The following is a 25,954-nucleotide window of genomic DNA, read 5'->3' on the forward strand; positions in this document are numbered from 1 at the left end:
GGCAAAGGTACGGAGCCTGCGTACCTTTGCACCATGTCTACTGGTTCTCTCTTCGACTCCGAAACGCCTTCCCGTCCTACCCCCGCCAGCCCCGATGCCCCTCTGCCGGAGCGCCGCCGCCCACGCACCCTGGCCGAGTATGCCGGGCAGCAGCACCTCATCGGGCCGGAGGGCGTGCTGCGGCGCTACCTCAATGCCGGCCGCCTACCCTCTCTGATCTTATGGGGGCCGCCCGGCGTGGGCAAAACCACCCTGGCCCACCTGCTGGCTCAGGAGCTGGGTAGGCCGTTTGCGGCGCTGTCGGCCATCAATGCGGGGGTGAAGGACGTGCGCGACGTGATTGAGCGTGCCAAGCGCCAGCCGGGTACCCTGTTGTTTATCGACGAGATTCACCGCTTTAGCAAGGCCCAGCAGGATGCGCTGCTGGGCGCGGTGGAGCACGGCACCATCACGCTGATTGGCGCCACCACCGAGAACCCATCGTTTGAGGTGATTCCGGCCTTGCTGAGCCGGGCGCAAGTGTATACGCTGGAGGCACTCGATAAAGACGTGCTCATCGACCTCATCAACAAAGCCCTGGCCGAAGATGAAGTGTTGAAGCGCAAGAAAGTACGAGTAGACGAATACAATGCCCTGCTTACCATCTCGGGCGGCGATGCGCGCAAGCTGCTCAACCTGCTCGAAATTGTGGTGCAAGCCGCCTCGCCCGCACCCATTACCGGCGAAATCGTCATCACCGATGCCGTGGTGCAGCAGCTAGCCCAGCAGCACCTCGCGCGCTACGACAAAGGTGGTGAGATGCATTATGACGTGATTTCGGCTTTCATCAAGAGTATCCGCGGCTCTGATCCTAACGCGGCGCTCTACTACCTGGCCGTGATGCTGGAAGGTGGCGAGGACGTGAAGTTCATTGCCCGCCGCCTGCTCATCCTGGCTTCCGAAGACGTAGGCAATGCTAATCCCAATGCCCTTCTGCTGGCCCAGAGCTGCTTCCAGGCCGTGACGGTCATCGGCCTACCCGAATCGGATATTATTCTGGGCCAGACGGTGGTATACCTCGCTACCTCTCCCAAGAGCAACACCTCCTACAAAGCTATTCGAGAGGCGCGGGCGCTGGTGCGGCAGCAGGGCGTGCAGCCGGTGCCCATTCCGCTACGCAACGCGCCCACCAAGCTTATGAAGCAGCTCGGCTACGGCCAGGAGTACCAGTATGCGCACGACTACCCCGGCAACTTCGTGCAGCAGGAGTTCCTACCCGAGCAACTCAGCGGCACCACCTTCTACCACCCCGGCGACAACCCCGCCGAGCACAAAATCCGCGAACGGCTCCGCCAGCAGTGGGGCGAGAAATATGGATATTGATCAAAGTAGAAAAAAAGTGTTTGTCATCCTGAGCGTAGCGAAGGAACTTTTCACGTAAGCTCGACAAGCGTTACAACGACTCGTGCCAACGTGAGAAGCTCCTTCGCAAGCTCAGGATGACAGTCGTCTTAATTTACTACTCACCATTTTTCTTACGCCGATAATCTCCCTGCCCGTTCCAGCAGTCGATCCACTGGATGGTCAAAACGCAGCGTGAAATGCTGCTTGGGCTGATTGGGCCGGAAAAACACGAGGCCTACGTAAAACAAATCAATGGTGAGCGACACGGCGGGGTGCTGTTGCACGGCCGCCCAGGCGCGCTCCATTTCCGCCGACCAATGAATATCGTCGAGCACAAACAGGCTGTCGTCAGTGCGGTGAGCCAGGCACTGCTCAAAGTAGCGCAGGGTAGGCTCGTAGCGGTGGTTCCCATCGAAAAAAGCCACATCAATGGGCGCTTGTAGCCGACGAAGGGTAGGGACGAGGGTGGAGTCGAGGTTGCCCAGCACTAGTTCAACGTTGGACAGCTGCATTGCTGCAAACGTCTCGTGGGCCACGCGGGCGGTTTCGGGGCAGCCCTCAAACGTGACGACGCGAGCTCGCGAATCGGCCGCGGCTAGGTAGGCAGTAGTCAGTCCCAGCGACGTGCCCAGTTCTAGTACCGTACGCGGCTGCCGCCAGTTCACCAACCGAAACAGCAACTGTGCCAACGCGGGCGGTTTGGCAGCCGTGCGGGCCACGTCGCGCAGGCGCCGCTGCCGCCCGGCACCCGTGTGCGAGCCGGCTCCAAAATCCGTGACCGTGATGCTAGTGTCGCTATCGAGCAAATACTGCCGGCGCTCCTCAATGGCTGCAAAGGCTTGGTATGCGCCCGTGTGCTGAATGACGTCGTTATACAACCCAAAAACAAACGGGGAATGCAGCCCATGTGCATTCCCCGAGCGGGTCAAAAATCGTAAGTAGCTGAGTGCCTGTTGAAGCAAAAGAAATTATGTATTGCTTAGTTGTTAGAAGGGGGGTGTCAGGATTTCATTGTTTCCTGACAGCTTCCTTCTAACAACTAAAAAGTTAATTCAGGCGGAATGGCACGATGAGAGTGAATTCGGGGATATCGACGGTAAACTCGCGGCCGTCGGCGAGACGCTCCATCTGGTAGGTGCCGCGCATCTTGCCCAGGCCCGTCTTCAGATTACAGCCCGATACGTACTGGTGCGCTTCACCGGGTTCCAACACGGGTTGCTGACCTACCACGCCGTCGCCCTCCACTTCGCGCACTACCCCATTGGCATCGTAGATGTGCCAGTGACGGCGCAACAGCTTCACTGTATACTCGCTGTTGTTGCGAATATCAATTTTATAGGCAAATACGTAGTGTTCCTGGCTCGGGCTCGAGTAATCGGGTAGGTAGTTGGTCGTAACACTCACCGTTACTCCCTGCGTAGTGGTAGTATTCATGGCTGCTGCTGTGCTGTGTAGAATAGGACTAACGCTAGTCTGCAAGATTTGGTTTATCTACGCAGTTGGCATCATCCAGGGCTTACCCACTTCGCAAAATAAACTATTTCCGCATGAATGTAAAGATAGATGAGAGCTGGCGCAAGGTGTTGCACGAAGAATTCGAGAAACCGTACTTCCAGCACCTGACCACCTTCTTGCGCGGCGAATATGCCACTACGGCCGTCTACCCACCCGGTCCACAGATTTTTCATGCGTTTCAGGCCTGCCCGTTTGATCGGCTGAAGGTGGTGATTCTGGGCCAGGACCCCTACCACGGCAAGGGGCAGGCACACGGCCTGTCGTTTTCGGTGGCGCACGGCGTCCGCACGCCCCCTTCGCTGCAAAACATCTTCAAGGAGCTGTACGATGACATTCCCGGCACCGCTCCCGCGCCTGACGGCAACCTCGACCGCTGGGCCGAGCAGGGTGTACTGCTGCTGAACGCGACCCTCACCGTGCGGGCCAGTACGCCCGGCTCTCACCAAAAGAAAGGCTGGGAGCAGTTCACAGATGCCGTTATTCAGAAAATATCGGAGCAAAAAGAGCACGTGGTGTTCATTCTGTGGGGTGCCTACGCACAGAAAAAAGGTGAAATCATAGACACGAAAAAGCACCTCGTGCTGAAAGCCGCACATCCCTCGCCTTACGCCGCCGATCGGGGCTTCTTCGGCTCCCGCCCGTTCAGCAAAACTAACGCTTACCTCGAGCAACACGGTGAACAGCCAATAAACTGGTGAGTCTGGACCACGGATTCGCTCGGATTTATTGGATGACGCGGATTTCGTAAGCAGTTTTTACAAAGTCCGCAACGAAAAAGAGCTTGCCATTTGGCAAGCTCTTTTGGTTTGAATCGCTCACGAAATCCGCGTCATCCAATAAATCCGAGCGAATCCGTGGTGCAGACTAATCAATTAGGTTGAACAAACGGCTCCAGCGGATCTTGTGGAAGAAATCGGCGTAGGGGTCTACCGACATCCAGATTAGCACAGCCTTGCCCACGATGTGGTCTTCAGGTACGAAGCCCCAGAAGCGCGAGTCCTCTGAGTTATGACGGTTGTCGCCCATCATGAAGTAGTAATTCTGCTTGACGGTATAGCTGGTCAGCGGCTTACCATTTTGGTAAATCATGCCATTCTGCCACGTAATGCCCTCGTTGTGCTCATAGCGAGCTACTATCTTATAGTAGATACCCGCGTTTTCGGGAGTCAACGTAACCGTCTGGCCAGCCTTTGGGATGGGTAGGGGGCCATAATTATCCACGTTCCAGGGGCGCTCGGTGGCGCTGGTCATGGTCAACGAAGGGTAGTCTACGCGGCTGGGGAACAAGGTAGGGTTGGCCACGCCGGGTGCGGCTTGGGTGGGTACCACATTCTTCACATAGGGCTGCTGGCGGAAATAGCTAACAGCTGCGTTGGTCATGTGCAAGCTTTGGTAGATGTAGGTGCCGGCCGGCGTCTGGCCGCTGGGGTAGGGGAGGCCGTTGCCGCCGGCCATACCGCTGCCGTCAATCTGATAATCGAGCACGCTTTGCTCCTGAAAAAACTTGTCGCGCACAGGCGCGGTGGTTTCCATATCGTAGGTGGTCTGCGACTCTACGGGCGTTTTGAGTGGCTGTCCGTTGATGTACACCTGCCCTTCCTTGATAGAAAGCAAGTCGCCGGGCATTCCAATGCAGCGCTTGATATAGTTGGTGCGCAAATCGGCCGGAAACTGGCTTTCAAACGGCACGTTAAATACCACCACATCGTTGCGCTTCACCTCCGAAAAACCTGGCAGGCGGTACGATGGCAGCTGGATAGCATCGGAATAGCTTGGAATCGTTGTGCCCCAGATGGTTTGGTGCGTAAGCGGCACCTGCAATGGCGTTTGCGGCGTGCGCGGGCCGTAGTGCAGCTTGCTTACAAACAGATAATCGCCTACCAGCAAGGAGTGCTCCATGGAGGGGGTAGGGATGGTATACGCCTCAAACGTGGCCCAGCGAATGAGCGTAGCGGCCACTACGGCAAACAAAATAGCATCGCCCCATTCGCGCCACACGCTTTTGGGTTTTTTGTGTTGCGTGGGTTTGGGTTTTGCTTGCTGTGCCTTGAGGCGGTCTTCCCAAGATTGTACGGCCATAATACAAAAGGCAGAAATACAGAATAATGCCGGCTACTTGGCCGGCTCACTACCCAAAGAACGGGTTAATTTTGCTTAGTAGGCTAGGCTATCATTTCGAACGCAGTAAGAAATCTTGTGTGCTACGGTAATTTCTGCTGATTGAATTACTCAAGCACACAAGATTCCTCACTGCGTTGGAAATGACGACTACTTTGAATAGATTTTATAGCCCCAACAAGTCTTTCATCCCAAACACGCCCTGCCGGCCCGGCAGCCATTCTGCGGCTAGCAACGCGCCCTGCACAAACCCATCGCGGGTGTGGGCTTCGTGCTTGAGTTCGATGGTGTCGGCGGTGGAGTTATACGTGACGATGTGGGTGCCTACTACCGCGCCTGTGCGCTCCGATAGGACCGCCAGCTCGTTAGGAACATCGGTAGGCTCGTTGCGCCACGTGGTTTTGGCCGGAAAGTGGCGCAGAATACCTTCGGCGGCCGTGAGGGCCGTGCCACTGGGCTGGTCCACCTTCTGGGTGTGGTGAATCTCGCGTACCTGCACATCATAGCCGCCAAACTGGTGCATTTTGGCCGCGATGTATTCGTTGAAGTGGAAGAACAGATTCACGCCTACGCTGTAGTTGGAAGCATAGAACAGCGGCGTACCGGTCTGCTGGCTTAGCGCCTGCGCCTCCGCGAAATGATGTAGCCAGCCCGTAGAGCCGCACACCACCGGAATACCCTGCTGCAGGCACGACCGCACATTGCTAAAAGCCGCGTCGGGGTGCGTAAATTCAATAGCGACGTCGGCAGTTGCGGCGGTGAAATCAGTGATATGTACGCCGGGGTGGGTAGGGTCTACGATGCCAGCAATCTGGTGGCCGCGGGCCGTGGCTTGGGCCGCAATGGCCTGGCCCATTTTGCCGTAGCCAATAAGAAGCAACTTCATTTTCGGGAAGATCGGGTAGAGGTAAGCGAAAAAGTAAGCGATACGCCCGGCGCTGCCGCTACCATAGGTGTGCGCAGCATAGTCGGCTCGATGTTCAAGCTGAGGTCGTCGCTGATGTCAAAGTCTTTTAGGTGAGCATCCACCAAAGCATCAAGCACTGTAAGGCCGTAGGCAATGGCTGAATAAGCAAGGAACTGGTCACGGTAGCGACGGTAGAAAATAACACCTCGCTGTGCCCCTGCCACTGTATTTCCGGCATTTAAATTAGGGTAAGGAGATCTTGGTAGCGCTGCTACACCGCTGTCTGACAAAAAGTTGTATTGCTCAACGTACCGTTTGTAACGGATTTGGTAGAATACTTCCGCCGCTACTACCCCCCCAATTAGCCCTACCGCCAGTGGTACTTTCCAGTACTTTTTGTTGTAAAACTGTCCGCCACCAGGAATAATAGCCCATACTGCCGCCTTCGTCGGGCGCGTCACGCGGCGGCCAAACAGGATTTCGGTTTTGCGGGCCGAGTCGGCGGCGGTTTCCTGGCGGGGCTCCGCTACCTGCGACGAGTCGGCCCCGGCCGTAACGGCTATTTGGGCGTATGCCTGCTGCAAAGAGCCTAAGAAGGCCAGTAATAATAAAAGTAGCCAGCAGCGGAAGGAAAACAGCATAACTATTTGCGAATACTAGTAGGAAGTGTAATAACGACAGCCATACCCGGAGCTATTACTGTATTCTGACAAATAAAAGTAGGTGAACAGCGCCATGTCAGATTGTCGTCAACATTGAAATCACGCAAATGTGCATCCACTAAAGCATCCAAGATAACCAAACCATAAGCAGCAGCTACACCACTGATTAGCACGTCGCGGCGCGGCCGAAATCTATTAAGGTAAAATTCAATGCTGTTATTGCTCAGGCTAGCTGTGCGCTTTCCTTTGTCAATAGTAAGCGGGTCATTATCTTTTCGTATCTGCTTTGCGTCCTTGAACTCTCGATAGAGTTGCTGATAATGTACCTGACCGGCAACAGCACTGCCTAGTACAGTATATACTAATGGTAGCTTCCAGTATTTCTTATTATACACCTGACCAGCACCGGGTAGTATAGCGCTGAAAAACGCGGCTTTGGTGGGACGTGTCACGCGGCGACCAAACAGGATTTCAGTTTTGCGGGCTGAGTCAGCAGCTGTTCCCTGGCGGGGCTTCGCTACCTGCGACGACTCTGATCTGGCTGTAACAGTTACTTGCGCTTGGGTTTGGTGAGTGATAACGAGGAACGCCAGCAGCAAGACTAGCACGCAACAACGGAATGCAACAGACATAGAGATAGGAAAAAAGAGCGTCGAAATAGCTAGGAACTATATAGCGCCCAACCAACGATGCCCGGGGCGCCGGTAGTATAGCACACTACCGGCTACCTACTCTACGCCGGCTGCAGAATGTGCAGAATGCGCTGCATGTCCTCCACCGAGTCAAAGGCAATCTTGATTTCGCCCCTACCCTGGGGGCCCGGCTTTACTTGCACGCGGCTGCCAAACCGGTCGGAGAGGTGGCGCTCGGTGCGGCGTAGCTCGGCTACGGGTACCTGTGGCTCAGTGGGTTCTGGGGTAGGCGCATCAGCCTTGGCAGGAGGCGTGAGGCCGTTGCGCACCAACTGCTCTACCTTGCGTACCGACAGTTCCTCATCCACGATGCGGTGAAACAATGCCAGCTGCTGCTCCACGCTGTCGATGTTGACTAGTGCCCGGGCGTGGCCCATCGAAATCACGTTGTCACGCAGGCCAATCTGGATGTCGGGTGGCAGTTTGAGCAGACGCAGGTAGTTGGTGACGGTCGAGCGGTTTTTGCCTACCCGGTCGCCCAACTCTTCCTGCTTCAGGTTACACTCGCTCACGAGGCGCTGGTAGCTGAGGGCAATTTCAATGGCGTTGAGGTTCTCGCGCTGGATGTTCTCAATGAGCGCCATTTCCAGCATCTGCTGGTCGTCGGCCTTGCGGATGTAGGCTGGAATGGTCTCCAAACCCGCCAAGCGCGAGGCCTGCAAACGCCGTTCTCCCGAAATCAACTGGTAGGAGTTGGTGCCCATCTGGCGCACCGTCACGGGCTGGATGATGCCCTGGATCTTGATGGATTCGGCCAGTTCCTGCAGCGCGGTCTGGTCGAAGTGGGTGCGGGGCTGGTAGGGGTTGGCCTCGATGTGGCCCACCGGAATCAGCCCAACGGAGTTGACGGGATGCGGGACCAAGCCAGCGGAGCCTACCCGGTCGCTTTTCTTTTCGTAGCTGCCCTCAATCAGTGCGTTCAGGCCACGGCCCAGGCCGCCTACTTTGCGCTTGGGTAGCGACGGAATATTCTTCTCTTCGTTTTTCTCTGACATACCTGCGAGCGGCTGTTATTCATCAGCGGATAAAAGCCGGATTCAAAAATACACAAACCGTTCGGAAGGGTAGGAAATTTTCGTGGGGTAGGGTAACCGAAAGCTACTACTTAATAACGTTTGTCATCCTGAGCGGAGCGAAGGACCTTCCCCAGTAGAATAAGTCAGTGTTTTCTCCTGTCATCCTAATTGATACGCGTCAGCTGAGTCTTTATAAGTTAAGGGCTCTCATGAAGCCCTAGTATTTCTATGACTTCACATACAGCTATTCGCTTACCCTCCATAAAATAACCTCTCACTCCTACCCGAATGTGCTGGTAATGAAAGGCACGCATATCCCGATTGATAATATACATATCTGCTATTCCGTGAAGAGGAACTGGACCAGCAGGTAGAACTTCACCTGTTGGTTTAACAAATTCCGGCCATATCATGAAGTGCCCCGTTGAGATAGCTGGATCATCATATCGAAAATCCCAACGAATATGCTGATGAGGTGGCGAATAGCGTCCGCCTTCTTCTTGTGTATAGAAACGATAAGTTACTTTGAAATCTGGTAGATAACCAGCTTCTCTATATGAATTCATGATTAGCAGTTGCGTAAGATATATCTGTTCAAAGGGTATAATCTATCCTTTGTATATAAAAGATGAAAGGGTAAGCGATGCACGCTTACCCTTTCATCTTTAAAAGCTAATAAGCTGTTAGGCAGCCTCGTCGCTGGCTTCTTCCTGCTCGGCTTCGGGGGCTGCGGCCTCCACGTTTTTCTCCACAATCTCGCGGGCTAGGTTCAGGTAGCTGATGCTGCCTTTGCTCTCGGCATCATGCATAATCACGGGAATGCCGAAGCTCGGCGACTCCGACAGCTTCACGTTGCGCGGGATAATGGTATCGAATACCAACTGCTGGAAGTGCAGCTTCACTTCCTCTACCACTTGGTTGGAGAGGCGCAGACGCACGTCATACATGGTGAGTAGGATGCCCTCGATTTCCAGCGTCTCGTTGAGGCGGCCCTGAATGATTTTCACCGTGTTCAGGAGCTTGCCCAAGCCTTCCAACGCGAAGTACTCGCACTGCACCGGAATGATAACCGAATGCGCGGCCGTGAGAGCATTCACCGTAATCAAGCCTAGCGAGGGTGAGCAGTCGATGATGATGAAGTCGTACTGATCGGCCAAGGGGCGCAGCGCGTCCTTCATCTTCTCCTCCCGGTTGGGAAGGTTAATCATCTCTACCTCAGCGCCTACCAGGTCGATGTGAGAGGGCATCAGGTCGAGGTGGGGGAGGATGTTGGTTTGCAGAATGGTATCCTCGGCACTTACACCGTCCACCATGCACTCATACACGCTGTTCTCGATATCCTTGGGGTCGAACCCTACCCCCGATGTAGCATTGGCCTGCGGGTCGGCATCGACCAGCAGCGTCCGATATTCCAGCGCCGCCAGGCTGGCTGCCAGGTTAATGGCCGAGGTGGTTTTGCCTACGCCGCCCTTCTGGTTGGCTACCGCAATGATTTTGCCCATGTGTTTTAAAGCTGTTGGCTGTTAGCTGTTAGCTGTTAGCTTTTCTATAAAGTATACTTGTGCTGTAAAGAAGGTGGCTAGCAGCCAACAGCTTCTGTTACAGGTCAATCGTTTCGCCGATTTGCAGCAGCGTCAGCTCTTTACCGGCTTGCTGCGCTTTGGTTTTAGCGGCTTCCTGATCGATTTTGATGGCCGGGAAGGTATCGTAGTGCATACCGATGAGCTTGGTAGCGCCTACCCAGTTGGCTGCAATCAGCGCATCGTCGATGCCCATGGTGTAGTTGTCGCCGATGGGCAGCAGGGCAAAGTCCAGCTTATAGTACTCACCGATGATTTTCATGTCGTAGGTGAGGGCCGTGTCGCCGGCGAAGTAGAAGGTTTTGCCTTCGGCTTCCACGATAAACCCAGCCGCCAGGCCGCCGTAGGTGCCATCGGGTAGGGAGCTGGAGTGTGTGGCAGCCACCATCTTCACGGTGCCGAAGGGTAGGGTAACCTTACCGCCAATGTTCATGGGGTAGGCGGCTTTCAGACCTTTCTGCCCGAACCAGCCAGCTATTTCGGCAATGGCTACCAGCTCCGCACCGGTGCGGTTGCCGATTTCCTCCACGTCGGCCACATGGTCGCCGTGGCCGTGGCTGAGCAGGATGTAATCGGCCTCAATCTTCTCCACCTCCACGTCCTTAGCGAGAGGGTTGGGGCGAATGAACGGGTCAAAAAGCACTTTCTGGCTGCCGGTTTCGAGCAGGAAGCACGCGTGGCCGAAGTAGGTCAATTTCATGTTAGAGCGATTAGCGGCTGATGCTTAGCAGGTAACGGCTGGAAGAGGGGTAGGCCGACTGCTTGGTAAGTCATCAGAAATCAAAGAAAGAAAGCGGTTCGCTAACCGCGAACAGCTTAGTTTAGCACAAAGATACACTGTTTCGCCTTTCTCATGAGTTCGTTTTTGCGTCGTTTTGCCGGTTTTTCCTTTGTCTGCACGGGGCTGCTGAGCGGCTGCGGCGGCCCGGCGCAGCCCACCGACGACCGACGCGTGTTTCGCTACAACCAGCCCGAGGCGCTCACCTCGCTGGACCCGGCCTTTGCCAACAAGCAGGCGAATATCTGGGCTGTGACGCAGCTCTACAATGGCCTACTGGAGCTGGACGATAGTCTGAAGCCTGGCCCGGCCCTGGCGCGCCGCTACCAGATTTCGCCCGATGGCAAAACCTACACCTTCACCCTGCGCCCCGGCGTGCGCTTCCACGACTCGGAGGTGTTTGCCGGCGGCAAGGGTAGGTCCATCACGGCGCAGGACTTCGTGTACAGCTTTCGACGCCTGTTCGACCCGGCTACGGCCAGCCCCGGCGGCTGGATTTTTCGGGGCAAGGTGCTGGAAAACAGCAAGGGCGAAATCAGCGACACGGCCTTCGTAGCCGCCAACGACTCTACCCTGCGCATCTACCTGAAAGAGCCGTTTATCCCGTTCTTGGGCATTCTGACAATGTCCTATGCCTACGTGGTGCCGCGCGAAGCCGTGCAGCGCTACGGCAAGGACTTCCGGGAGCACCCGGTAGGTACGGGGCCGTTCCGGTTCAAGGTGTGGGATGAAAGCAACGCCATCATCTACCACCGCAACCCGAGCTACTGGCGCCGCGATGCCCAGGGCCGCGCGCTACCCTACCTTGATGCGGTGCAGATCAGCTTTATCACGGACCGCAAAACAGAGTTCCTGACCTTTCAACAAGGAAAGCTGGATTTTCTGTCGGGCATTCGGGAAGGCTCGCGCGACCTGATTATGCACCCCGATGGCACCGTACGCGAGGAGTTTCGCAATAAATTCAGGGTAGAGAAGGTGCCTTACCTCAACACCGAGTACCTGGGCTTTCAGCTTGACCCCAAAAACCTACCCACCGATGACGACACGCCCGCCCTGCGCGACCGGCGCGTGCGCCAGGCCTTGAGTTACGCCCTGAATAAGCCCGAGATGGTGGCCTACTTCCTCAATAATGTGGGTGTGCCGGGCGTGTCGGGCTTCGTGCCGTCGTCGCTACCCTCGTACAGCGCTACCCTGGTGCCCGGCTACGACTACCAGCCGCAAAAGGCGCGGGCGCTGTTACGGGAAGCGGGTTTCGGGCCCGGCAAACCGTTGCGGTTGCGCCTGAGTACGGTGCAAGAACGTAAGGAAATCTGCGAGTATATGCAGAAGAAATGGGCCGAGGTAGGCGCACAGGTGCAGATCGACGTCAATCAGGCTGCTGCCCACCAGGAGCTAGTGGACAACGGCCGCGCTGCCTTTTTCACCAAGAGCTGGCTGGGCGACTACCCCGACGCCGAGAATTACCTGGCCCTGTTCTACAGCCCCAACTTCGCGCCGGCCGGTCCCAACAAAACGCATTACAAAAGCGCGGCCTACGACCAACTATATGAACAGGCCAACCGCGAGCAAAACACCGAAAAGCGCTACGACCTCTACCGCCGAATGGACCGCCTGATGATGGTCGATGCGCCCGTGGTGCCACTTTATTATGATGAAGTAGTGCGCCTGACCCAGAACAACGTACGCGGCCTACGTCCCAACCCCATGAACCAGCTCACGCTGGAGCGCGTTCGGAAGGAATAATGTCATTCCGAGCGCAGCGAGGAATCTTAATAGACCGTTATGCTTCGACAAGCTCAGCAGGACGGTCTTAGTGGTAATGCTCGATAGTGTCGTTTTGCCTACCTTACCCGTATCCCTACCCTGCCCTCCATGAAGTCCCTCCACACCCAGCAACACCCGCTCGCCGACTTACGCTATCAGCTGAATGTGCTTACTCACGCGGAAGCTGCCGGTAGTCACTTGCCGCCGTTTGCTGCCAAATTGCGCGAAACGGACTTGCTTCCCCTGCGCCCCACGGGCCTCACGGTGATGCAGATCAACGTGGGCAAGATGTGTAACCAGACCTGTCACCACTGCCACGTAGACGCCGGCCCCGACCGCACGGAAATCATGACGCGCGCCACCATGCAACAGTGCCTCAATGCGCTGGCGCAGACCGATATTCCGGTGGTAGACCTGACGGGCGGTGCGCCGGAGATGAACCCGGATTTTCGGTGGTTTGTGGAGCAAATTTCGGCGCTGGGACGCAGCATTATCGTGCGCTGCAACCTCACCATCATCGTGGCCAACAAGAAATACCACGATCTACCCGAGTTCTTTGCCCAGCACCGGGTGCGGGTGGTGTCATCGCTGCCGTGCTACACGGCCGCCAACACCAACAAGCAGCGCGGCGAGGGTGTATTTGAGCGTTCTATCCGAGCTTTACAAATGCTGAATGCCGTGGGCTACGGCGTGGCCGATACGGGCTTGGTGCTGGATTTGGTGTTCAATCCCGGTGGCGCTTCCCTACCCGGCCCGCAGGCGGCGCTGGAAGTGGATTATAAGCGCCAACTGATGCAGGACTATGGTATTGTATTCAATAACCTGCTCACCATCACTAACCTGCCCATCAACCGCTTCCTGGAATTTTTGCTGGAAAGCGGCAAGTACGAGCTGTACATGGAGAAGCTGGTGACGGCCTACAACCCGGCTGCCGCCGCCAACGTGATGTGCCGCAGCACGCTCTCCGTGGGCTGGGACGGCCAACTCTACGACTGCGACTTCAACCAACAGCTCGATTTGCTGGTAGAAGCATCGGCCCCGCGCCACATTCAGGATTTCAACCAAGTGGCGCTGGAAAGCCGGGCTGTGGTCATCAACCAGCACTGCTACGGCTGCACGGCCGGGGCGGGCTCTAGCTGCGGCGGCGCCACAGTATAATCACGTATTGCAAATCGATGGAGACTACCACGCAAGCCCAAGTGCGCGACTATTACGGCACGCAACTAACGACCAACCAGGACCTGAAAACCAACGCCTGTTGTACCACCGATATTCCGGCAGCGCACCGCCAAATTCTGGCCACGCTGGAATCTGAAGTGCTGGATAAATACTACGGCTGCGGCGTGTGCGTGCCTCCGGCCGTGGCGGGTTGCACCGTGCTGGACCTGGGCAGCGGCAGTGGCCGCGACGCTTTCCTGCTCTCGAAGCTGGTGGGCGAAGACGGCCACGTGATTGGCGTAGATATGACGGATGAGCAGCTGGACGTGGCCCGGCGGCACGTGGCCACGCACACCGAGCGGTTCGGCTACAGCCAACCCAACGTGGAGTTTCGTAAGGGCTACATCGAAGACCTGCGCACCGCCGACCTAGCCGACAACAGCGTGGATGTGGTGGTGAGTAATTGCGTGCTGAACTTGAGCACCGACAAAGCCGCCACTTACCGCGAAATATTCCGGGTACTGAAACCGGGTGGAGAGCTATTTATCTCGGATGTATTTGCCGACCGACGCGTGCCCGAAGCCCTGCGCCAGGACCCCATACTGTATGGCGAATGCCTGAGCGGCGCGCTGTACGAGCAGGATTTCCGCCGTCTGCTGCATGAGCTGGGCGTACGCGACTACCGCCTCACGGCCCGTCGCCGCCTGACGATTGAGAATGCGGAAATTGAGCAGAAAGTAGGCAACATCAAGTTCTACTCGCTCACGGTGCGTGCCTTCAAGCTCGACTTAGAAGACCAGTGCGAGGACTATGGCCAGGTGGCTACCTACCTGGGTTCCCTACCCGATGAGCCCCACGGCTTTACCCTCGACGACCACCACTACTTTGAAACTGGCCGCCCCATGCTGGTGTGCGGCAATACCGCCGACATGCTCAGCCAGACGCGCTACGCCCCGTATTTCGCTGTAGCAGGCAATAAAGACCGGCACTTCGGCTTGTTTCCGTGCGGCCCGGCGGCCGCTGCCGGTCCTGACGAAGCAGCAGCGTCGTCCTGCGGTTGCTGATGCCCGTGCCTACCCCCGCTACGTTCGTCAGCATCATCATCCCTACCTTCAACGAGGCCGATTCTATTGCGGACCTAGTGCGCTACCTGCGCGCCGCTACGGCTGGGGAAGGGGTAGAAATTGTGGTAGCCGATGGGCAAAGCCCTGACGCCACGGCAACCCTGGCGCAAGCGGCCGGAGCGCGGGTAGTAGTGTGCCCGCGCAAAGGACGCGCGGCCCAGATGAACCATGGTGCCCACGTAGCCACCGGTGAGGTGCTGTATTTTCTGCACGCCGACACCTATCCACCCATGGGCTTCCTCACCGACATCCGGCAGGCGTTGGCCCAGGGCTACCGGAGCGGCTGCTACCGCCTAGCCTTCGACCATCCGCACTGGTTTCTAGGGGCCAATGCTTGGTTCACGCGCTTTCGGTGGACGGTGGTGCGTTTTGGCGACCAGAGCCTCTTTGTGCCGAAAGTGCTGTTCGAGCAGGTAGGCGGCTTTCGGGAAGATTTGCTGGTGATGGAAGACCAGGAAATTATTGTACGCTTAAAGGCTCAGGGGACTTTTCGGGTGGTGCCGCGCACCGTCACTACCTCCGCCCGCAAGTACCTCGACAACGGCGTATATCGTTTGCAAGGGCTGTTTACCAGCATTGCGGTGCTTTATTGGCTGGGCGTCTCGCAAGCGAATCTGGTGCGTTTCTACCGGTTTTTCATCCGCAAAAGCAAATTATAGCCATTGGATACGCACCAAAGTAGAGTATGACAACTAATAAACAGGACCAGACGCACCTGCTAATTTTTGCCCGCGAGCCGATGCTAGGTCGCGTCAAGACCCGGCTGGCGGCTGGTATTGGGGCCGAAGCGGCCTTAGCTGTGTATCGCGAGTTGCTGACGCACACGGCCCAGGCGGTAGCCAAGGCCCAAATACCCGCCACCGTGTGGCTGGCCGAAGCGCTTACCCTGCCGCTTGCTTCCAACGAAGCGCTACCCGAGTGGCCCGGCCTACCCTGGCGTGTGCAACCTGCGGCCGACTCGTTGGGTGCGCGTATGGCCCACGCTTTTGCCGAAGCTTTTGCTGCGGGTGCTACCCACGTCGCCATCATCGGCACCGACTGCCCTGGCCTCACGTGTGCGCATATCGCCCAGGCTTTTAGCTTATTGACAGACCATGATGCAGTGCTCGGTCCCGCCGACGATGGAGGCTATTATCTGCTAGGCCTGCGCCAACTCCAGCCAGCGCTGTTCGAAAACAAAACCTGGAGTACCCCCACTGTGCTGGCCGACACTCTCGCCGATGCCCAACGCCTGAACCTGCGTACAGCCCTACTCCCTACCCTTCACGACATAGACTCGGTCGAGGACCTGGCCCGCTGGCGGGCAGGGTAGGGCTACACGCAGATGCCTGCCTAAGCGGCACGAGCATCAGCAACGATAACCGGCTGGATGCCGTGAGATCGGACCGGCTCAATTCAGCGTTATTTCTTCGTTTCGTTGCCTGCTATTTTGCTGAACTGCTCCGTGAGGTAAGCGAGCAACTCTTTCAGCTCAGCGGGCGTGTTGTTGGTAAGCTCGGTTTGCACGGTTTTTGGCGTGCCATCGGCCAGCGTGAGGGTGAGGTAGGTAGAGGGCAAGTCGCTGACGCCTGAGAGGTACTGGTTTTGCAGTTGGCTGAAATGCAGCTTGTTGGCCCTTTGCAGCGCCTGGTTGATAACGGCGGTAGGGAGGCGAAGCTCGTGCTTCCCCTTTAAGTTTACAAAGTCCTGGCCGTCGTAGGCTACGCGGCCGTCGGCGTACACGGTGGCGGTGTAGGCGGGGCAGGTGCCAAAGCAGCGCGTTTTCCGAAACACCATCACGGGAGCATCTTTTGCGGCTGGTTTTATTACGGGTTGATCCTTCTGCGGAGCCTGCGGCTGATTCATGGCGGGGTCCTGCGTAGGATCATACTGCACCGGCAGGTTCCTTTGGGTAGGAGCAGGCGTTTGCGACGTGGTAGGCTGCTGGGCACTGGTCGAGCAAGCCGTCAGACTTCCAAAAACAACAAGCATAGGCAGGCAAGAGAGGCGCATAGAAAGTAGGAGTAGGAGAATGTACAGAATGAGTAGGCCAAAAACCAGGCCCAAGTAGGGTGTCGTAGAACACGAAGCACAAAAAAGACCCGCGCCGGGTAGGCGCGGGTCTTTGCGTATTCAATATGTAAACCAGCCTTACTTCTTGCCAGCCTGGCGCTTGGCGGCGGCCTCGCGCTCCTGGGTGGCCTTCATAGCTTCGGCCAGGCGGGCCTGGAAGCCACTGGGCTTTTTGTCCTTGTTTTTCACTTGGTTGGCTTCCAGCTTGGCCCGAATCTTTGTGTCGTCCACGAAGCTGCGCGTGATGGCCTGCTGGGCAAACGTAACCATGTTCGATACGAAGTAATACCACGTGAGGCCCGCTGCAAAGCTGTTCAGCACAAACATGAAAATCAGGGGCATCAGGTAGCTATAGAACTTCATCGGGCCCTGCATGGCCGTGTTCATCTGCTGGCTCTGCCAGGTCATGAGTAGGGTAGAAGCCGTCATGAGCAGGGTGAACAGGCTCACGTGGTCGCCGTACCATTTCACGTAAAACGGCAGCTTGATGAACACGTCGTAGCTACTCAAGTCCTTGGCCCACAAGAAGCTCTGCTGCCGCAGTTCAATAGCGTTAGGGAAGAACTGGAACATGGCAAACAGAATCGGGATGGTAAGCAGGGTAGGCACGCAGCCACTCAGCGGGCTCACCCCGAAGGTCTGGTACAGCTTCATCGTTTCCTGCTGCTGCTTCATCTGGTCATCGGGGTACTTCTCCTTAATCTCGTCGATTTCGGGTTTCAGCACCTTCATGCGCGCCTGCGACTCGTAGGTTTTGTAGGTTAGTGGCCACGTCACCAGCTTAATAATCACTACCAGGATGGCGATGATAATGCCGTAGGAGCTAACGAATTGCTCCAGAAAATGGAAGATGGGGATGATGACGAATTGGTTTACCCACCGGAATAAGCCCCAGCCCAGGTACACGTTACGGTCAAACTCGGGTGCTACTTCTTTCAGTAGGCTAAACGAGTTAGGACCGAAGAAATACCGCATGCCCGCCTTGCCACTCTGTGCATCGGCTACCGGGATAGTCAACGACGACGTGAGCGTTTTGATGAACGTGGAATCGTTCAGGTCAACCGTCGAGTTGAATTTGCCGGTCGAGAAGTTGTTGTCAGCAATTAGGCCCGCCACGAAGAAATCGTGCTTGTGCGCAGCCCACTTCACTGGCTCGCTGAAGGTCTGCTCCTCGGGGTTTTCGCTGGCTTCAGTCAGAGCGCCCTGGTCGTCCTTCAAATAATAGTTGATCGTGCTGTGGTTGCGGTTCTGCTGGGCGTCTTGCTCGGTCTGGCGCACGTTATCCACGAAGGTGAGCGTGAGCGGCTCCTGCGCCACCACACGGTCTAGGCCCTGCATCCGCAGGTTGTAGCCTACCTCGTAGCTGCCGGGCAGCAGCGTATACACCTGCTCGATACTACCACCAGCCACCTGGGCCGTAAAGGTCAGCCGCTGACCCGTTTTGCCCTCAACTGCAAACGGCTGCGGCCCGCTTGACTCAAAATACAGATCGGAGAAGCGTACGGTACGGCCATCCAAGGTGCGGAAGCGAGTGTCCAGCTGGGCACTCTGCGCGTCCAGCAGGAAAAGCGGCTTGCCGAAAAATGTCTTGTAGTTGTTCAGGCGTACTGCTTCAATACGCCCGCCTTTGCTGGTGAAGGTCAGCGTAATGTTATCGTTTTGCAGCTGTGCTTGTTGGGCCGTTCCCTGCGCGGCGCCGGCAAAAGCGCCCAGCTGGCGCACCATCATCGCCGAGTCGGGGGCGGCGGCCACGGCGGTATCGCGAACAACAGCCGTGGTAGCGGCCGGTTTGGTGGCATTTTTGGCTTCTTCCTCTACCTTGGGGGCAAAAAAGAAAAGATACACCAGAAGCATAGCCGCCATCAAGAACAGGCCCGTTGCTGAATTTCTATCCATGAAAAATGGGTACTGAAAAAATAAAAAGTAGGAGTCGCGCCACAAAAATCCGGCGCGACTCCTACAAAGGTCGTGGTTGTCAGGCGATTTTTCCTAGCCCGGTAGTTTTGGCAGGGTAGGGGTCCAAATTCATCTGTCATCCTAAGCAGAGCGAAGGACCTTATGCCCGCAGAATGGTAAGCGTCACAATGACTTGCTCTCACGTGAGAAGGTCCTTCGCTCCGCTCAGGATGACAGAGGTTATTGATGACAGGCGAGTAGTAATGCCCTACCCTACAACTCGTTCTTATGCCGCTGAATAGCAGCTTTCACGAAGCGCACAAACAGCGGGTGAGGGTTCTGCACGGTGCTTTTCAGCTCCGGGTGAAACTGCCCGGCCACAAACCATGGGTGGTTCGGGATTTCCACTACCTCTACCAGACCCGTATCGGGGTTGGTGCCCGAGGCCACCATGCCGCCGTTTTCGAACTGTTGGAGGTAGTCGTTGTTGAACTCGTAGCGGTGACGGTGCCGCTCGCTGATGTGGTTGCGGCCATAAGCCTTGGCCGCCTTGGAGTTGCGGCGCAGCTCGCAGTCGTAGGCGCCTAGGCGCATGGTGCCGCCTTTCTGCGTGATGGCCTTTTGCGCCTCCATCATTGAAATCACCGGGTTCGGCGACATCGGGTCCATTTCCGTGGAGTTGGCACCTTCCAGGCCTAATACGTGGCGGGCAAACTCCACCACAGCCACCTGCATACCCAGGCAGATACCAAAGAACGGAATCTTGTTCTCGCGCACGTATTTCACAGCGGCAATCTTGCCCTCGAAACCCCGCTCGCCAAATCCCGGCGCTACCAGCACGCCATCCACACCGTGCAGCAGCTGAGCTACGTTCTCGGCTGTGATGTGCTCTGATTGAATGCTGCGCAGGTGCACTTTGCACTCGTTTTGCGCGCCAGCGTGCACAAAGGCCTCGTTGATGGATTTGTAAGCGTCAGGCAGCTCCACGTACTTGCCTACCAGCGCAATCGTCACCTCCTCCGTTGGGTTTTTCAGGCGGCCCAGGAAATCTTTCCAGCCTTCTAGATCGGGGTGGGTGCCACCGTTCAGGCGCAGCTTCTTAATCACGCGCTCATCCAGGTGTTCTTTCAGCATCAGCAGCGGCACCGAGTAGATGGTGTCGGCGTCGAGGCTCTCGATAACGGAGTTGATGTTGACGTTGCAGAACAGCGCAATTTTGCGGCGCATTTCCGGCGGAATAGGATGCTCAGAGCGGCACACCAGAATGTCGGGTTGCAGGCCGGCGCTGCGCAGGTCGCGCACCGAGTGCTGGGTAGGCTTGGTTTTCAGTTCGCCGGCCGCCTTCAGGTAGGGCAGCAGCGTGAGGTGAATGACCAAGGAGCTGCTTTCGGGCAATTCCCAGCGCAACTGTCGCACCGACTCCACGAAGGGTAGGCTCTCGATGTCGCCGATGGAGCCGCCGATTTCGGTAATCACCACGTCGAACTGGCCGGTTTCGCCCAGCAGCAGCATACGGCGCTTAATCTCGTCGGTGATGTGAGGCACCACCTGCACCGTTTTGCCGAGGTAGGCGCCCTCGCGCTCCTTGGTAATCACGTGGTCGTAGATGCGGCCCGTGGTCACGTTGTTGGCCTGGGAGGTAGGCGTGTTCAGGAAACGCTCGTAATGGCCCAGGTCGAGGTCGGTTTCAGCGCCGTCGTCGGTCACGAAGCACTCGCCGTGCTCGTATGGGTTCAGCGTGCCGGGGTCGATGTTGATGTAGGGGTCGAACTTCTGGATGGTGACCCGGAAGCCCCGCGCTTGCAGCAGCTTGGCAAGCGACGCGGAAATGATTCCTTTTCCGAGGGAGGATGTCACCCCGCCGGTGACAAAGATATACTTGGCCGTTGGAGCCGCGGACGTTGGGTTTCGGTCTGGCATAACGGGAAACAAAGGTACGAAAAGAACCGGGCGGGCGAGTGTTGCTTTTCGGGTATTTCTGGTGTAGGGGGAGGGTAGAAGGCAGATCGATACTATAGAACAAGAGGAAATTGCCGTAATTCACTCACTTCTCTGACAATCGACTCTGTCGAATTACCTTTTAGTATCGTAATCTTCTAAAATCGGCTATGAGTAAATACATGAAATTTATTATATTATTATTTGGGTTACATTCTTGTGACAACCAAAAAATAAAACATGAGCCTTTACGTATAGTTGATAATAAGATATTTTCTGACACTCAAACGATTGATGGTTATACTAAAAAGGCAGTATTTATAGAAACTATTGATAGAGGTGATTACTTTTATATTCCTAAATCGTCATTTTTAGATACTGTAGATGCGGTCATATTTCAAGATAAGAATTTTGAAAAGGTAAGTCCAGACAAGAGGTCGATAAAGTTGTTTTGGAATACAATATGTAACGATGGGTCTTATATTATAACAATCACTCCCGAACAAATTTTCCTTTCTAGCGGGCACAATAATCCAAACCCCAATGGGTTGTATTGGGTATTAGAAATAGATAAAAGTCAATTTCAGGCTATTAATAGTGGCATACGTAAAAACCCGCCTGCAAACTTTTACAATCTTTCAATCCCACGTAATGACAGCTTGTTTCAAGCACAAAACGTCTATCAATATCTCGAAAATAAAGACTATGACTCCTGCTTAATTCCATCGGATTGGAATGAGCAGACAGAAAAAGTTTTTAATACTTGTTGTAATAAAATGTTTGATAGACAATTGATTGCATATTCTGCTATATTGAATTCTTATATTCCAAAAAATATAAATAGAATAAAATTTCCTGATAGAAATAGTTATAAGGTAAAAACTTTTGGTATGTCGAAAAATATGATATTCGATTGGATGTCAACAGTTTATATTAAAAAGGAAAATTAAAAACAACTTTTAACCTCTCATGAATCTGAAAATAAACCACCTGCAACACGTTGGTATTCCAGTGACGGATATTGAATCGTCGGAAAAATTCTACCAACGCCTAGGTTTCGAAAACGTGATGACCTCTACGTTTGCGCACGAGGGAGGCGAGGGTAGGGTGATGATGATGCAACACGGAACAATTATCGTGGAACTGTATCAGATGCCCGAGCCCACGCTGACGGAAATCAGGAACCGCGCAAATGGTAAAATCGACCACATTGCGTTTGATGTGGATGATATTGATGAAACCTTCGCCACGCTGAAAGCAAACGGTTTTCGTGTTGTAGAAGAAGCGCCGGTGTATCTGGGCTTCTGGAAAAATGGCTGCAAATACATCAATATCTTAGGTCCCAATGATGAACGTTTGGAGTTTTGTCAGATACTGTAAGCCTTACGTGCGCAGTATCTACATGCTCGGCTGAATTTGTGATTCGGCTGGCAGAGTAGCAGATTTGTAATCTGCATGTAGAACCAGACCAGCGCCTTGCAAAAAGCCTAACGCATTTTGTTCTCCTGGTCAGCTTCCGCATCTTGCGCGTCTATGCTGATTGCTCTTTGTCGCCGCGTCGCGTTACTGGCGTTTCTGTTGTTGCCTGCCCTGGCGGCTGTTGCCACAACCCCACCTACCCCGCGCCCTCCCGATGTGGCGTGGCTCATTAAGTTGCTCACAGAGTCGGCAGTGTTGCGGCAACATCACGTGGGCGTGAGCCTGGTAGATGTAGCGACCGGTGAGAAACTCTACGAGCAGCAGGCCGACCGCTACTTTCTGCCGGCCAGCACCATGAAGATGTTTTCGCTCTACGCGGGCCTGCACCTGCTGGGCGACTCCCTACCCAGCCTGCGCTATGTGCGCCACCAGGACTCGCTGATTTTCTGGGGCTCCGGCGACCCTACCCTGCTGCACGGTGATGTGCCCTCGCGCCGCGCCTTCGATTTTCTGGCCAGCCGACCCGAGAAATTATACTATGCCTCCGTGCCCTGCGTCACGGCGTTTGGGCCTAGCTGGAGTTGGGACGATTACAATTATTACTACCAGCCCGAGCGCGGGCCATTTCCGTTGTACGGCCACACCGTGCGCTTCTACGCCCGCACTAGCCCTACCCCGCATCTGCGCTTGGTACCGCGCTACTTCGCGCCGGTAGTAGAACCCATGCCCACTGACTACCCCGCCGCCTCCGACGACCACGTGCGTCGGGCCGTACTAGAAAACAAGTTTTTCGTATTGCCGTGGGCTAAAAACTGGATTGACGAAACGCCTTTTCGGGTAGGGCCGGAGCTGACGCGGCTGCTGTTGCAAGACACTCTGCACCGACCCGTGACGGCGGTGCCCTTCCGCGCGCACGCCACCGAAACCGTATATACCCTGCGCGGCCTACCCGCCGACTCGCTGTACCGGCGCATGTTGCAGGTTTCTGACAACTTCTTGGCCGAGCAGCTGCTGCTGATGTGCGCCGGCCAGCTCCGCCCTGATTCGCTTAACTCGGCCCTACCCATCAAGGTCACGCTGGCCAACTACCTCCCCGACCTGCCCGACGTGCCGCATTGGGTAGACGGCTCGGGCCTTTCCCGCCAGAACCTCGTCACGCCCCGCGACCTAACGGCCCTACTGCTTAAGCTGCACCAAGAGGTAGCCGAAGCGCGTCTGCTCAGCCTGCTGGCGGCTGGCGGTGGCCACGGCACCCTGCGCCGCGTGTACCGCGACCCGAAAGGTCCTTGGCTCTGGGGCAAAACCGGCACCCTCAGCAACACGCACAACCTATGCGGTTACTTGCGCACAAAGTCGGGTAGGCTGATAGCGTTCAGCTTCTTGAACAACAACCACGTAGCCTCCACCAGCGCCGTGCGCGCCGAGATGGAGCGCGTGCTCACGCAAGTGCGGGCACGGTGGTAGGGTAGGGGATACACAAAAAGCGCCCTCCCAGGTGAGGAAGGCGCTTTTCAGAACGTCCTGCTGAGCGGAGTCGAAACATCTCTACTGTGAGTAATTATTTACTATCAGTAGAGATGCTTCGACTCCGTTCAGCAGGACAAGTACTATCGGACGATATTCTACTTAATGTACTTGGCCAGCGTTTCGCGGAGGTCGTCGCCGCGCAGGTTGGTGGCTACGATTTTGCCGGTAGGATCTACCAGGAAGTTCTGCGGAATAGCCTGCACATGGTACTGCACAGCCACTTCGTTCTGCCAGCCTTTCAGGTCCGATACCTGGGTCCAGGTGAGCTGGTCATCCTGAATGGCTTTCAGCCATTTCTCGCGGGCTTTTTCGTTGTCGAGCGACACGCCCAGGATATCGAAGTTCTTGGCTTTGTAGTCGTTGTATACTTTCGTGACGTTGGGGTTTTCCTGGCGGCAGGGGCCGCACCAGCTGGCCCAGAAATCCACCAGCACGTACTTGCCACGGTAGTCAGCCAAGGACACCTTTTTGCCTTCGGGAGTTTGCTGCGTGAAGTTGGGGGCCACTGCGCCGATGGAAACCGCTTTGATGGCTTGCAGCATCTCACCGTACTTCTTGCCCTCAGGGCTGTTCCGTACGGCCGGTGCCAACGACTCGTATAGTGGGGCTACCTCAGCATAGCTAGGTACAGATCCTCCAACTTGCTTTACCGCGCCCAGGCTTACGGGCGAACCGGGATGCGCTTTCACAAAAGCCAGATAATGCTGCTTGCTTTCAGCGGAAATGGCTTCCTCCCGCGCATCCAGCTGCTTCATAAACTCCGGCGACTTGCGCTGCTCTTCTGAGGCGGCGCGGTAGTCGGCCATCAGCGCCTTCATCTTGTCGTTGGCAGGTTTCAGGGTAGTCTGCAGCTGCTGGTGCTCCGTCGTCAGCTTGGAGCCGGTAATTTTGGCGGTGGTCAGCGAGTCGGCGCTGGTGAGCATTACAGGGCCTTTTTCCAAGAAGGTAGTGGTGCGGTCGGCCTTCTGGAAATTGGAAAGCGCCTGCTTCAGCTTGCCGTCGCGGGCCAGCACCAGCATCACTTGCTGCGGCGCTTCTACGGTGCCTTTAAACTCAAACGCGCCGTTGGTGAGGGCCGTGGAGTCAGAAAACTTGCCGTCGCGCAGCATATACACTTTGGCTGGTGCACTGAGCTTGCCGATTTTGCCCTTCAGTGTGTAGGGGGTAGGGGCTTGCGCCTGCGCCAACCAAGGCGCCAGTAGTAGAAAACCGAGCAGGTGTTTTTTCATGATGTGTAGTAGAATAGAGGTGAAAGGAGAGAAGTTACTTGATGTATTTCGCCAAGGTCGTTTGCAGATCGGCGCCGCGCAAGTTCACAGCTACGATTTTGCCAGTAGGGTCTATCAAGAAGTTCTGCGGAATGGCATTGATATGGTAGCGGGTGGCTATAGCACCTTGCATACCTTGGAGGTCCGAAACCTGCGTCCAGGCCAGCTTGTCTTCCTGCACAGCCTTCACCCAATTCTCCTTCGTATCATCCATCGACACAGCCAGGATGTCGAAGTTCTTGCCTTTGTAAGCCGTATAGGCCTTCGTCACGTTGGGATTCTCCTGGCGGCAAGGGCCGCACCAACTGGCCCAGAAATCGACTAGCACGTACTTGCCGCGGTAATCGGCCAACGACACCTGTTTGCCTTCGGGCGTCTGCTGCGTGAAATTGGGCGCTTGCGCACCAATGGCTATAGCTTTCAACCCTGGCAACATGGCCTTGTATCGTTGCCCTTCGGAGGTATTCTGGAGGGTAGGCGACAACGCGTTGTAGAGTGGTGCCAGTTCTGCGTACTGCGGTACAGGTCCAACAGCACTTGGCATGGCATCTAGGCTCACCCAGGAGGCAGGATTGGCTTTTATGAAGTTTGCAGTTGCCTGCTGATACTCTTTGTTGGTCGTATTAAAATACTCCTGCATACGCTCGCGGAACTCCGGAGCCTGTTGTTCTTGCGGTGAGGCTTTTTGTGCTGCTGCGATGAAAGCTTTTGCTTTGGTCGCAATGGGTACAAAGGAAGCCTTCATCTTGTTGTAATCCGCTGTTAGTTGCGTACCCGCAAGCGTAGCATTCGGCAGCGAGTCGGGGGTAGTTACAACCACAGGGCCGGGCTCCAGAAATATTTTAGTGCGATTAGCGGAGCGAGAAAAACCGTTTTTTAGACCTCCATTGCGTTCTACAATAAGATCTACCGCTTTCGGTTTGTCAACGGTACCTGTGAATTTAAACACACCATTTTTCAGCGTGGTGGAATCTAATAGCTCACTACCTCGCACCAGATAGATTTTTGCCGGTGCATTGAGCTTGCCAACGGTGCCTCTTACGGTGTAAGGAAAGGACGTTTGCGCCTGCGCCAACAAGGGCGTTGCGACAAGCAACGTAAGCAGATACTTTTTCATTGAAATAGAGCTATAAGTGAAAGAACAGGTAATACATATA

At 55.6% G+C, this 25,954-nt stretch carries 25 protein-coding genes; 10 read left to right on the forward strand and 15 right to left on the reverse strand.

Features of this window, described 5'->3' with window-relative positions; genetic code table 11:
• The first annotated feature begins 33 nt into the window (after window positions 1-33).
• Window positions 34-1,362 carry a replication-associated recombination protein A gene (locus MUN82_RS02185; RefSeq protein WP_245094595.1) on the forward strand — a complete coding sequence of 443 codons (1,329 nt, stop codon included), beginning with the start codon at window positions 34-36 and terminating at the stop codon, window positions 1,360-1,362.
• A 152-nt stretch (window positions 1,363-1,514) separates the two neighbouring features.
• On the opposite strand, the gene MUN82_RS02190 is transcribed toward MUN82_RS02185, so the two are convergent.
• Both MUN82_RS02190 and apaG read right to left on the reverse strand, forming a co-directional pair.
• Window positions 1,515-2,261 (reverse strand): O-methyltransferase, encoded by a 747-nt coding sequence (locus MUN82_RS02190; RefSeq protein ID WP_311136418.1) that lies wholly within the window; start codon window positions 2,259-2,261, stop codon window positions 1,515-1,517.
• Window positions 2,262-2,430: 169 nt separating this feature from the next.
• Window positions 2,431-2,817, reverse strand: a complete 387-nt coding sequence (gene apaG / locus MUN82_RS02195) for a Co2+/Mg2+ efflux facilitator ApaG/CorD (protein ID WP_245094598.1) — start codon at window positions 2,815-2,817, stop codon at window positions 2,431-2,433.
• 113 nt (window positions 2,818-2,930) lie between these two features.
• On the opposite strand from apaG, the gene MUN82_RS02200 reads away from it, so the two are divergent.
• On the forward strand, window positions 2,931-3,596 hold the full coding sequence (locus tag MUN82_RS02200) for a uracil-DNA glycosylase (RefSeq protein WP_245094600.1): 666 nt from the start codon (window positions 2,931-2,933) through the stop codon (window positions 3,594-3,596).
• A gap of 166 nt (window positions 3,597-3,762) precedes the next feature.
• Here the strand turns inward: MUN82_RS02200 and lepB are convergent, their stop codons facing one another.
• The 8 genes from lepB to MUN82_RS02240 form a co-directional block, all read right to left on the reverse strand.
• Window positions 3,763-4,977: a signal peptidase I gene (lepB, locus tag MUN82_RS02205; RefSeq protein ID WP_245094602.1), complete on the reverse strand. Its 1,215-nt coding sequence runs from the start codon at window positions 4,975-4,977 to the stop codon at window positions 3,763-3,765.
• Between the two features lie 205 nt (window positions 4,978-5,182).
• Window positions 5,183-5,902 carry a 4-hydroxy-tetrahydrodipicolinate reductase gene (gene dapB, locus MUN82_RS02210; protein WP_245094604.1) on the reverse strand — a complete coding sequence of 240 codons (720 nt, stop codon included), beginning with the start codon at window positions 5,900-5,902 and terminating at the stop codon, window positions 5,183-5,185.
• Window positions 5,899-6,564, reverse strand: a complete 666-nt coding sequence (locus tag MUN82_RS02215) for a DUF5683 domain-containing protein (protein WP_245094606.1) — start codon at window positions 6,562-6,564, stop codon at window positions 5,899-5,901. Before MUN82_RS02215 ends, dapB begins: the two co-directional genes overlap by 4 nt.
• Window positions 6,565-6,566: 2 nt before the next feature.
• Entirely contained in the window at window positions 6,567-7,217 is a 651-nt protein-coding gene (locus tag MUN82_RS02220) for a DUF5683 domain-containing protein (protein WP_245094608.1), read from the reverse strand.
• 101 nt (window positions 7,218-7,318) lie between these two features.
• A complete protein-coding gene (locus tag MUN82_RS02225; protein WP_245094609.1) occupies window positions 7,319-8,272 on the reverse strand; it encodes a ParB/RepB/Spo0J family partition protein in 954 nt (317 codons plus the stop codon).
• A 218-nt stretch (window positions 8,273-8,490) separates the two neighbouring features.
• Window positions 8,491-8,859: a hypothetical protein gene (locus tag MUN82_RS02230; RefSeq protein WP_245094612.1), complete on the reverse strand. Its 369-nt coding sequence runs from the start codon at window positions 8,857-8,859 to the stop codon at window positions 8,491-8,493.
• Between the two features lie 117 nt (window positions 8,860-8,976).
• Window positions 8,977-9,795, reverse strand: coding sequence for a ParA family protein (locus MUN82_RS02235; protein WP_245094614.1), 819 nt, complete (start codon window positions 9,793-9,795; stop codon window positions 8,977-8,979).
• Between the two features lie 97 nt (window positions 9,796-9,892).
• Window positions 9,893-10,573: a metal-dependent hydrolase gene (locus MUN82_RS02240; RefSeq protein ID WP_245094617.1), complete on the reverse strand. Its 681-nt coding sequence runs from the start codon at window positions 10,571-10,573 to the stop codon at window positions 9,893-9,895.
• A 153-nt stretch (window positions 10,574-10,726) separates the two neighbouring features.
• On the opposite strand from MUN82_RS02240, the gene MUN82_RS02245 reads away from it, so the two are divergent.
• The 5 genes from MUN82_RS02245 to MUN82_RS02265 all read left to right on the forward strand — a co-directional run bounded on the left by MUN82_RS02245 (window position 10,727) and on the right by MUN82_RS02265 (window position 16,009).
• Complete coding sequence (locus MUN82_RS02245; RefSeq protein ID WP_245094620.1) at window positions 10,727-12,394, forward strand: ABC transporter substrate-binding protein; 1,668 nt, start codon at window positions 10,727-10,729, stop codon at window positions 12,392-12,394.
• 129 nt (window positions 12,395-12,523) lie between these two features.
• Window positions 12,524-13,573, forward strand: a complete 1,050-nt coding sequence (arsS, locus tag MUN82_RS02250) for an arsenosugar biosynthesis radical SAM (seleno)protein ArsS (RefSeq protein WP_245094623.1) — start codon at window positions 12,524-12,526, stop codon at window positions 13,571-13,573.
• 17 nt (window positions 13,574-13,590) lie between these two features.
• A complete protein-coding gene (locus tag MUN82_RS02255; RefSeq protein ID WP_245094626.1) occupies window positions 13,591-14,637 on the forward strand; it encodes a methyltransferase domain-containing protein in 1,047 nt (348 codons plus the stop codon).
• Entirely contained in the window at window positions 14,637-15,356 is a 720-nt protein-coding gene (locus MUN82_RS02260) for a TIGR04283 family arsenosugar biosynthesis glycosyltransferase (protein WP_245094628.1), read from the forward strand. Before MUN82_RS02255 ends, MUN82_RS02260 begins: the two co-directional genes overlap by 1 nt.
• Window positions 15,357-15,382: 26 nt before the next feature.
• Complete coding sequence (locus tag MUN82_RS02265) at window positions 15,383-16,009, forward strand: TIGR04282 family arsenosugar biosynthesis glycosyltransferase (RefSeq protein ID WP_245094631.1); 627 nt, start codon at window positions 15,383-15,385, stop codon at window positions 16,007-16,009.
• Between the two features lie 89 nt (window positions 16,010-16,098).
• Here MUN82_RS02265 and MUN82_RS02270 read toward each other — a convergent pair whose 3' ends face one another.
• From MUN82_RS02270 to pyrG, 3 genes are all read right to left on the reverse strand, one after another.
• Window positions 16,099-16,668 carry a DUF6438 domain-containing protein gene (locus MUN82_RS02270; RefSeq protein WP_245094634.1) on the reverse strand — a complete coding sequence of 190 codons (570 nt, stop codon included), beginning with the start codon at window positions 16,666-16,668 and terminating at the stop codon, window positions 16,099-16,101.
• A 159-nt stretch (window positions 16,669-16,827) separates the two neighbouring features.
• Window positions 16,828-18,645, reverse strand: a complete 1,818-nt coding sequence (yidC, locus tag MUN82_RS02275; RefSeq protein ID WP_245094636.1) for a membrane protein insertase YidC — start codon at window positions 18,643-18,645, stop codon at window positions 16,828-16,830.
• Between the two features lie 273 nt (window positions 18,646-18,918).
• Window positions 18,919-20,565 carry a CTP synthase gene (pyrG, locus tag MUN82_RS02280; protein WP_245094638.1) on the reverse strand — a complete coding sequence of 549 codons (1,647 nt, stop codon included), beginning with the start codon at window positions 20,563-20,565 and terminating at the stop codon, window positions 18,919-18,921.
• 200 nt (window positions 20,566-20,765) lie between these two features.
• Here pyrG and MUN82_RS02285 point away from each other — a divergent pair, with 200 nt between their 5' ends.
• The 3 genes from MUN82_RS02285 to MUN82_RS02295 all read left to right on the forward strand — a co-directional run bounded on the left by MUN82_RS02285 (window position 20,766) and on the right by MUN82_RS02295 (window position 23,466).
• Window positions 20,766-21,533: a hypothetical protein gene (locus tag MUN82_RS02285; RefSeq protein WP_245094639.1), complete on the forward strand. Its 768-nt coding sequence runs from the start codon at window positions 20,766-20,768 to the stop codon at window positions 21,531-21,533.
• A gap of 19 nt (window positions 21,534-21,552) precedes the next feature.
• Window positions 21,553-21,963 (forward strand): VOC family protein, encoded by a 411-nt coding sequence (locus tag MUN82_RS02290; protein ID WP_245094641.1) that lies wholly within the window; start codon window positions 21,553-21,555, stop codon window positions 21,961-21,963.
• 153 nt (window positions 21,964-22,116) lie between these two features.
• Window positions 22,117-23,466 carry a D-alanyl-D-alanine carboxypeptidase/D-alanyl-D-alanine-endopeptidase gene (locus MUN82_RS02295; RefSeq protein WP_245094642.1) on the forward strand — a complete coding sequence of 450 codons (1,350 nt, stop codon included), beginning with the start codon at window positions 22,117-22,119 and terminating at the stop codon, window positions 23,464-23,466.
• 158 nt (window positions 23,467-23,624) lie between these two features.
• Here MUN82_RS02295 and MUN82_RS02300 read toward each other — a convergent pair whose 3' ends face one another.
• Together MUN82_RS02300 and MUN82_RS02305 are read right to left on the reverse strand one after the other, a co-directional pair.
• Complete coding sequence (locus MUN82_RS02300) at window positions 23,625-24,758, reverse strand: AhpC/TSA family protein (RefSeq protein WP_245094644.1); 1,134 nt, start codon at window positions 24,756-24,758, stop codon at window positions 23,625-23,627.
• Window positions 24,759-24,792: 34 nt separating this feature from the next.
• Window positions 24,793-25,914: a TlpA disulfide reductase family protein gene (locus MUN82_RS02305; protein WP_245094646.1), complete on the reverse strand. Its 1,122-nt coding sequence runs from the start codon at window positions 25,912-25,914 to the stop codon at window positions 24,793-24,795.
• Window positions 25,915-25,954 lie beyond the last annotated feature (40 nt).

Origin of the sequence: Hymenobacter aerilatus, from assembly GCF_022921095.1 — a bacterium.
Lineage (GTDB): Bacteria > Bacteroidota > Bacteroidia > Cytophagales > Hymenobacteraceae > Hymenobacter > Hymenobacter aerilatus.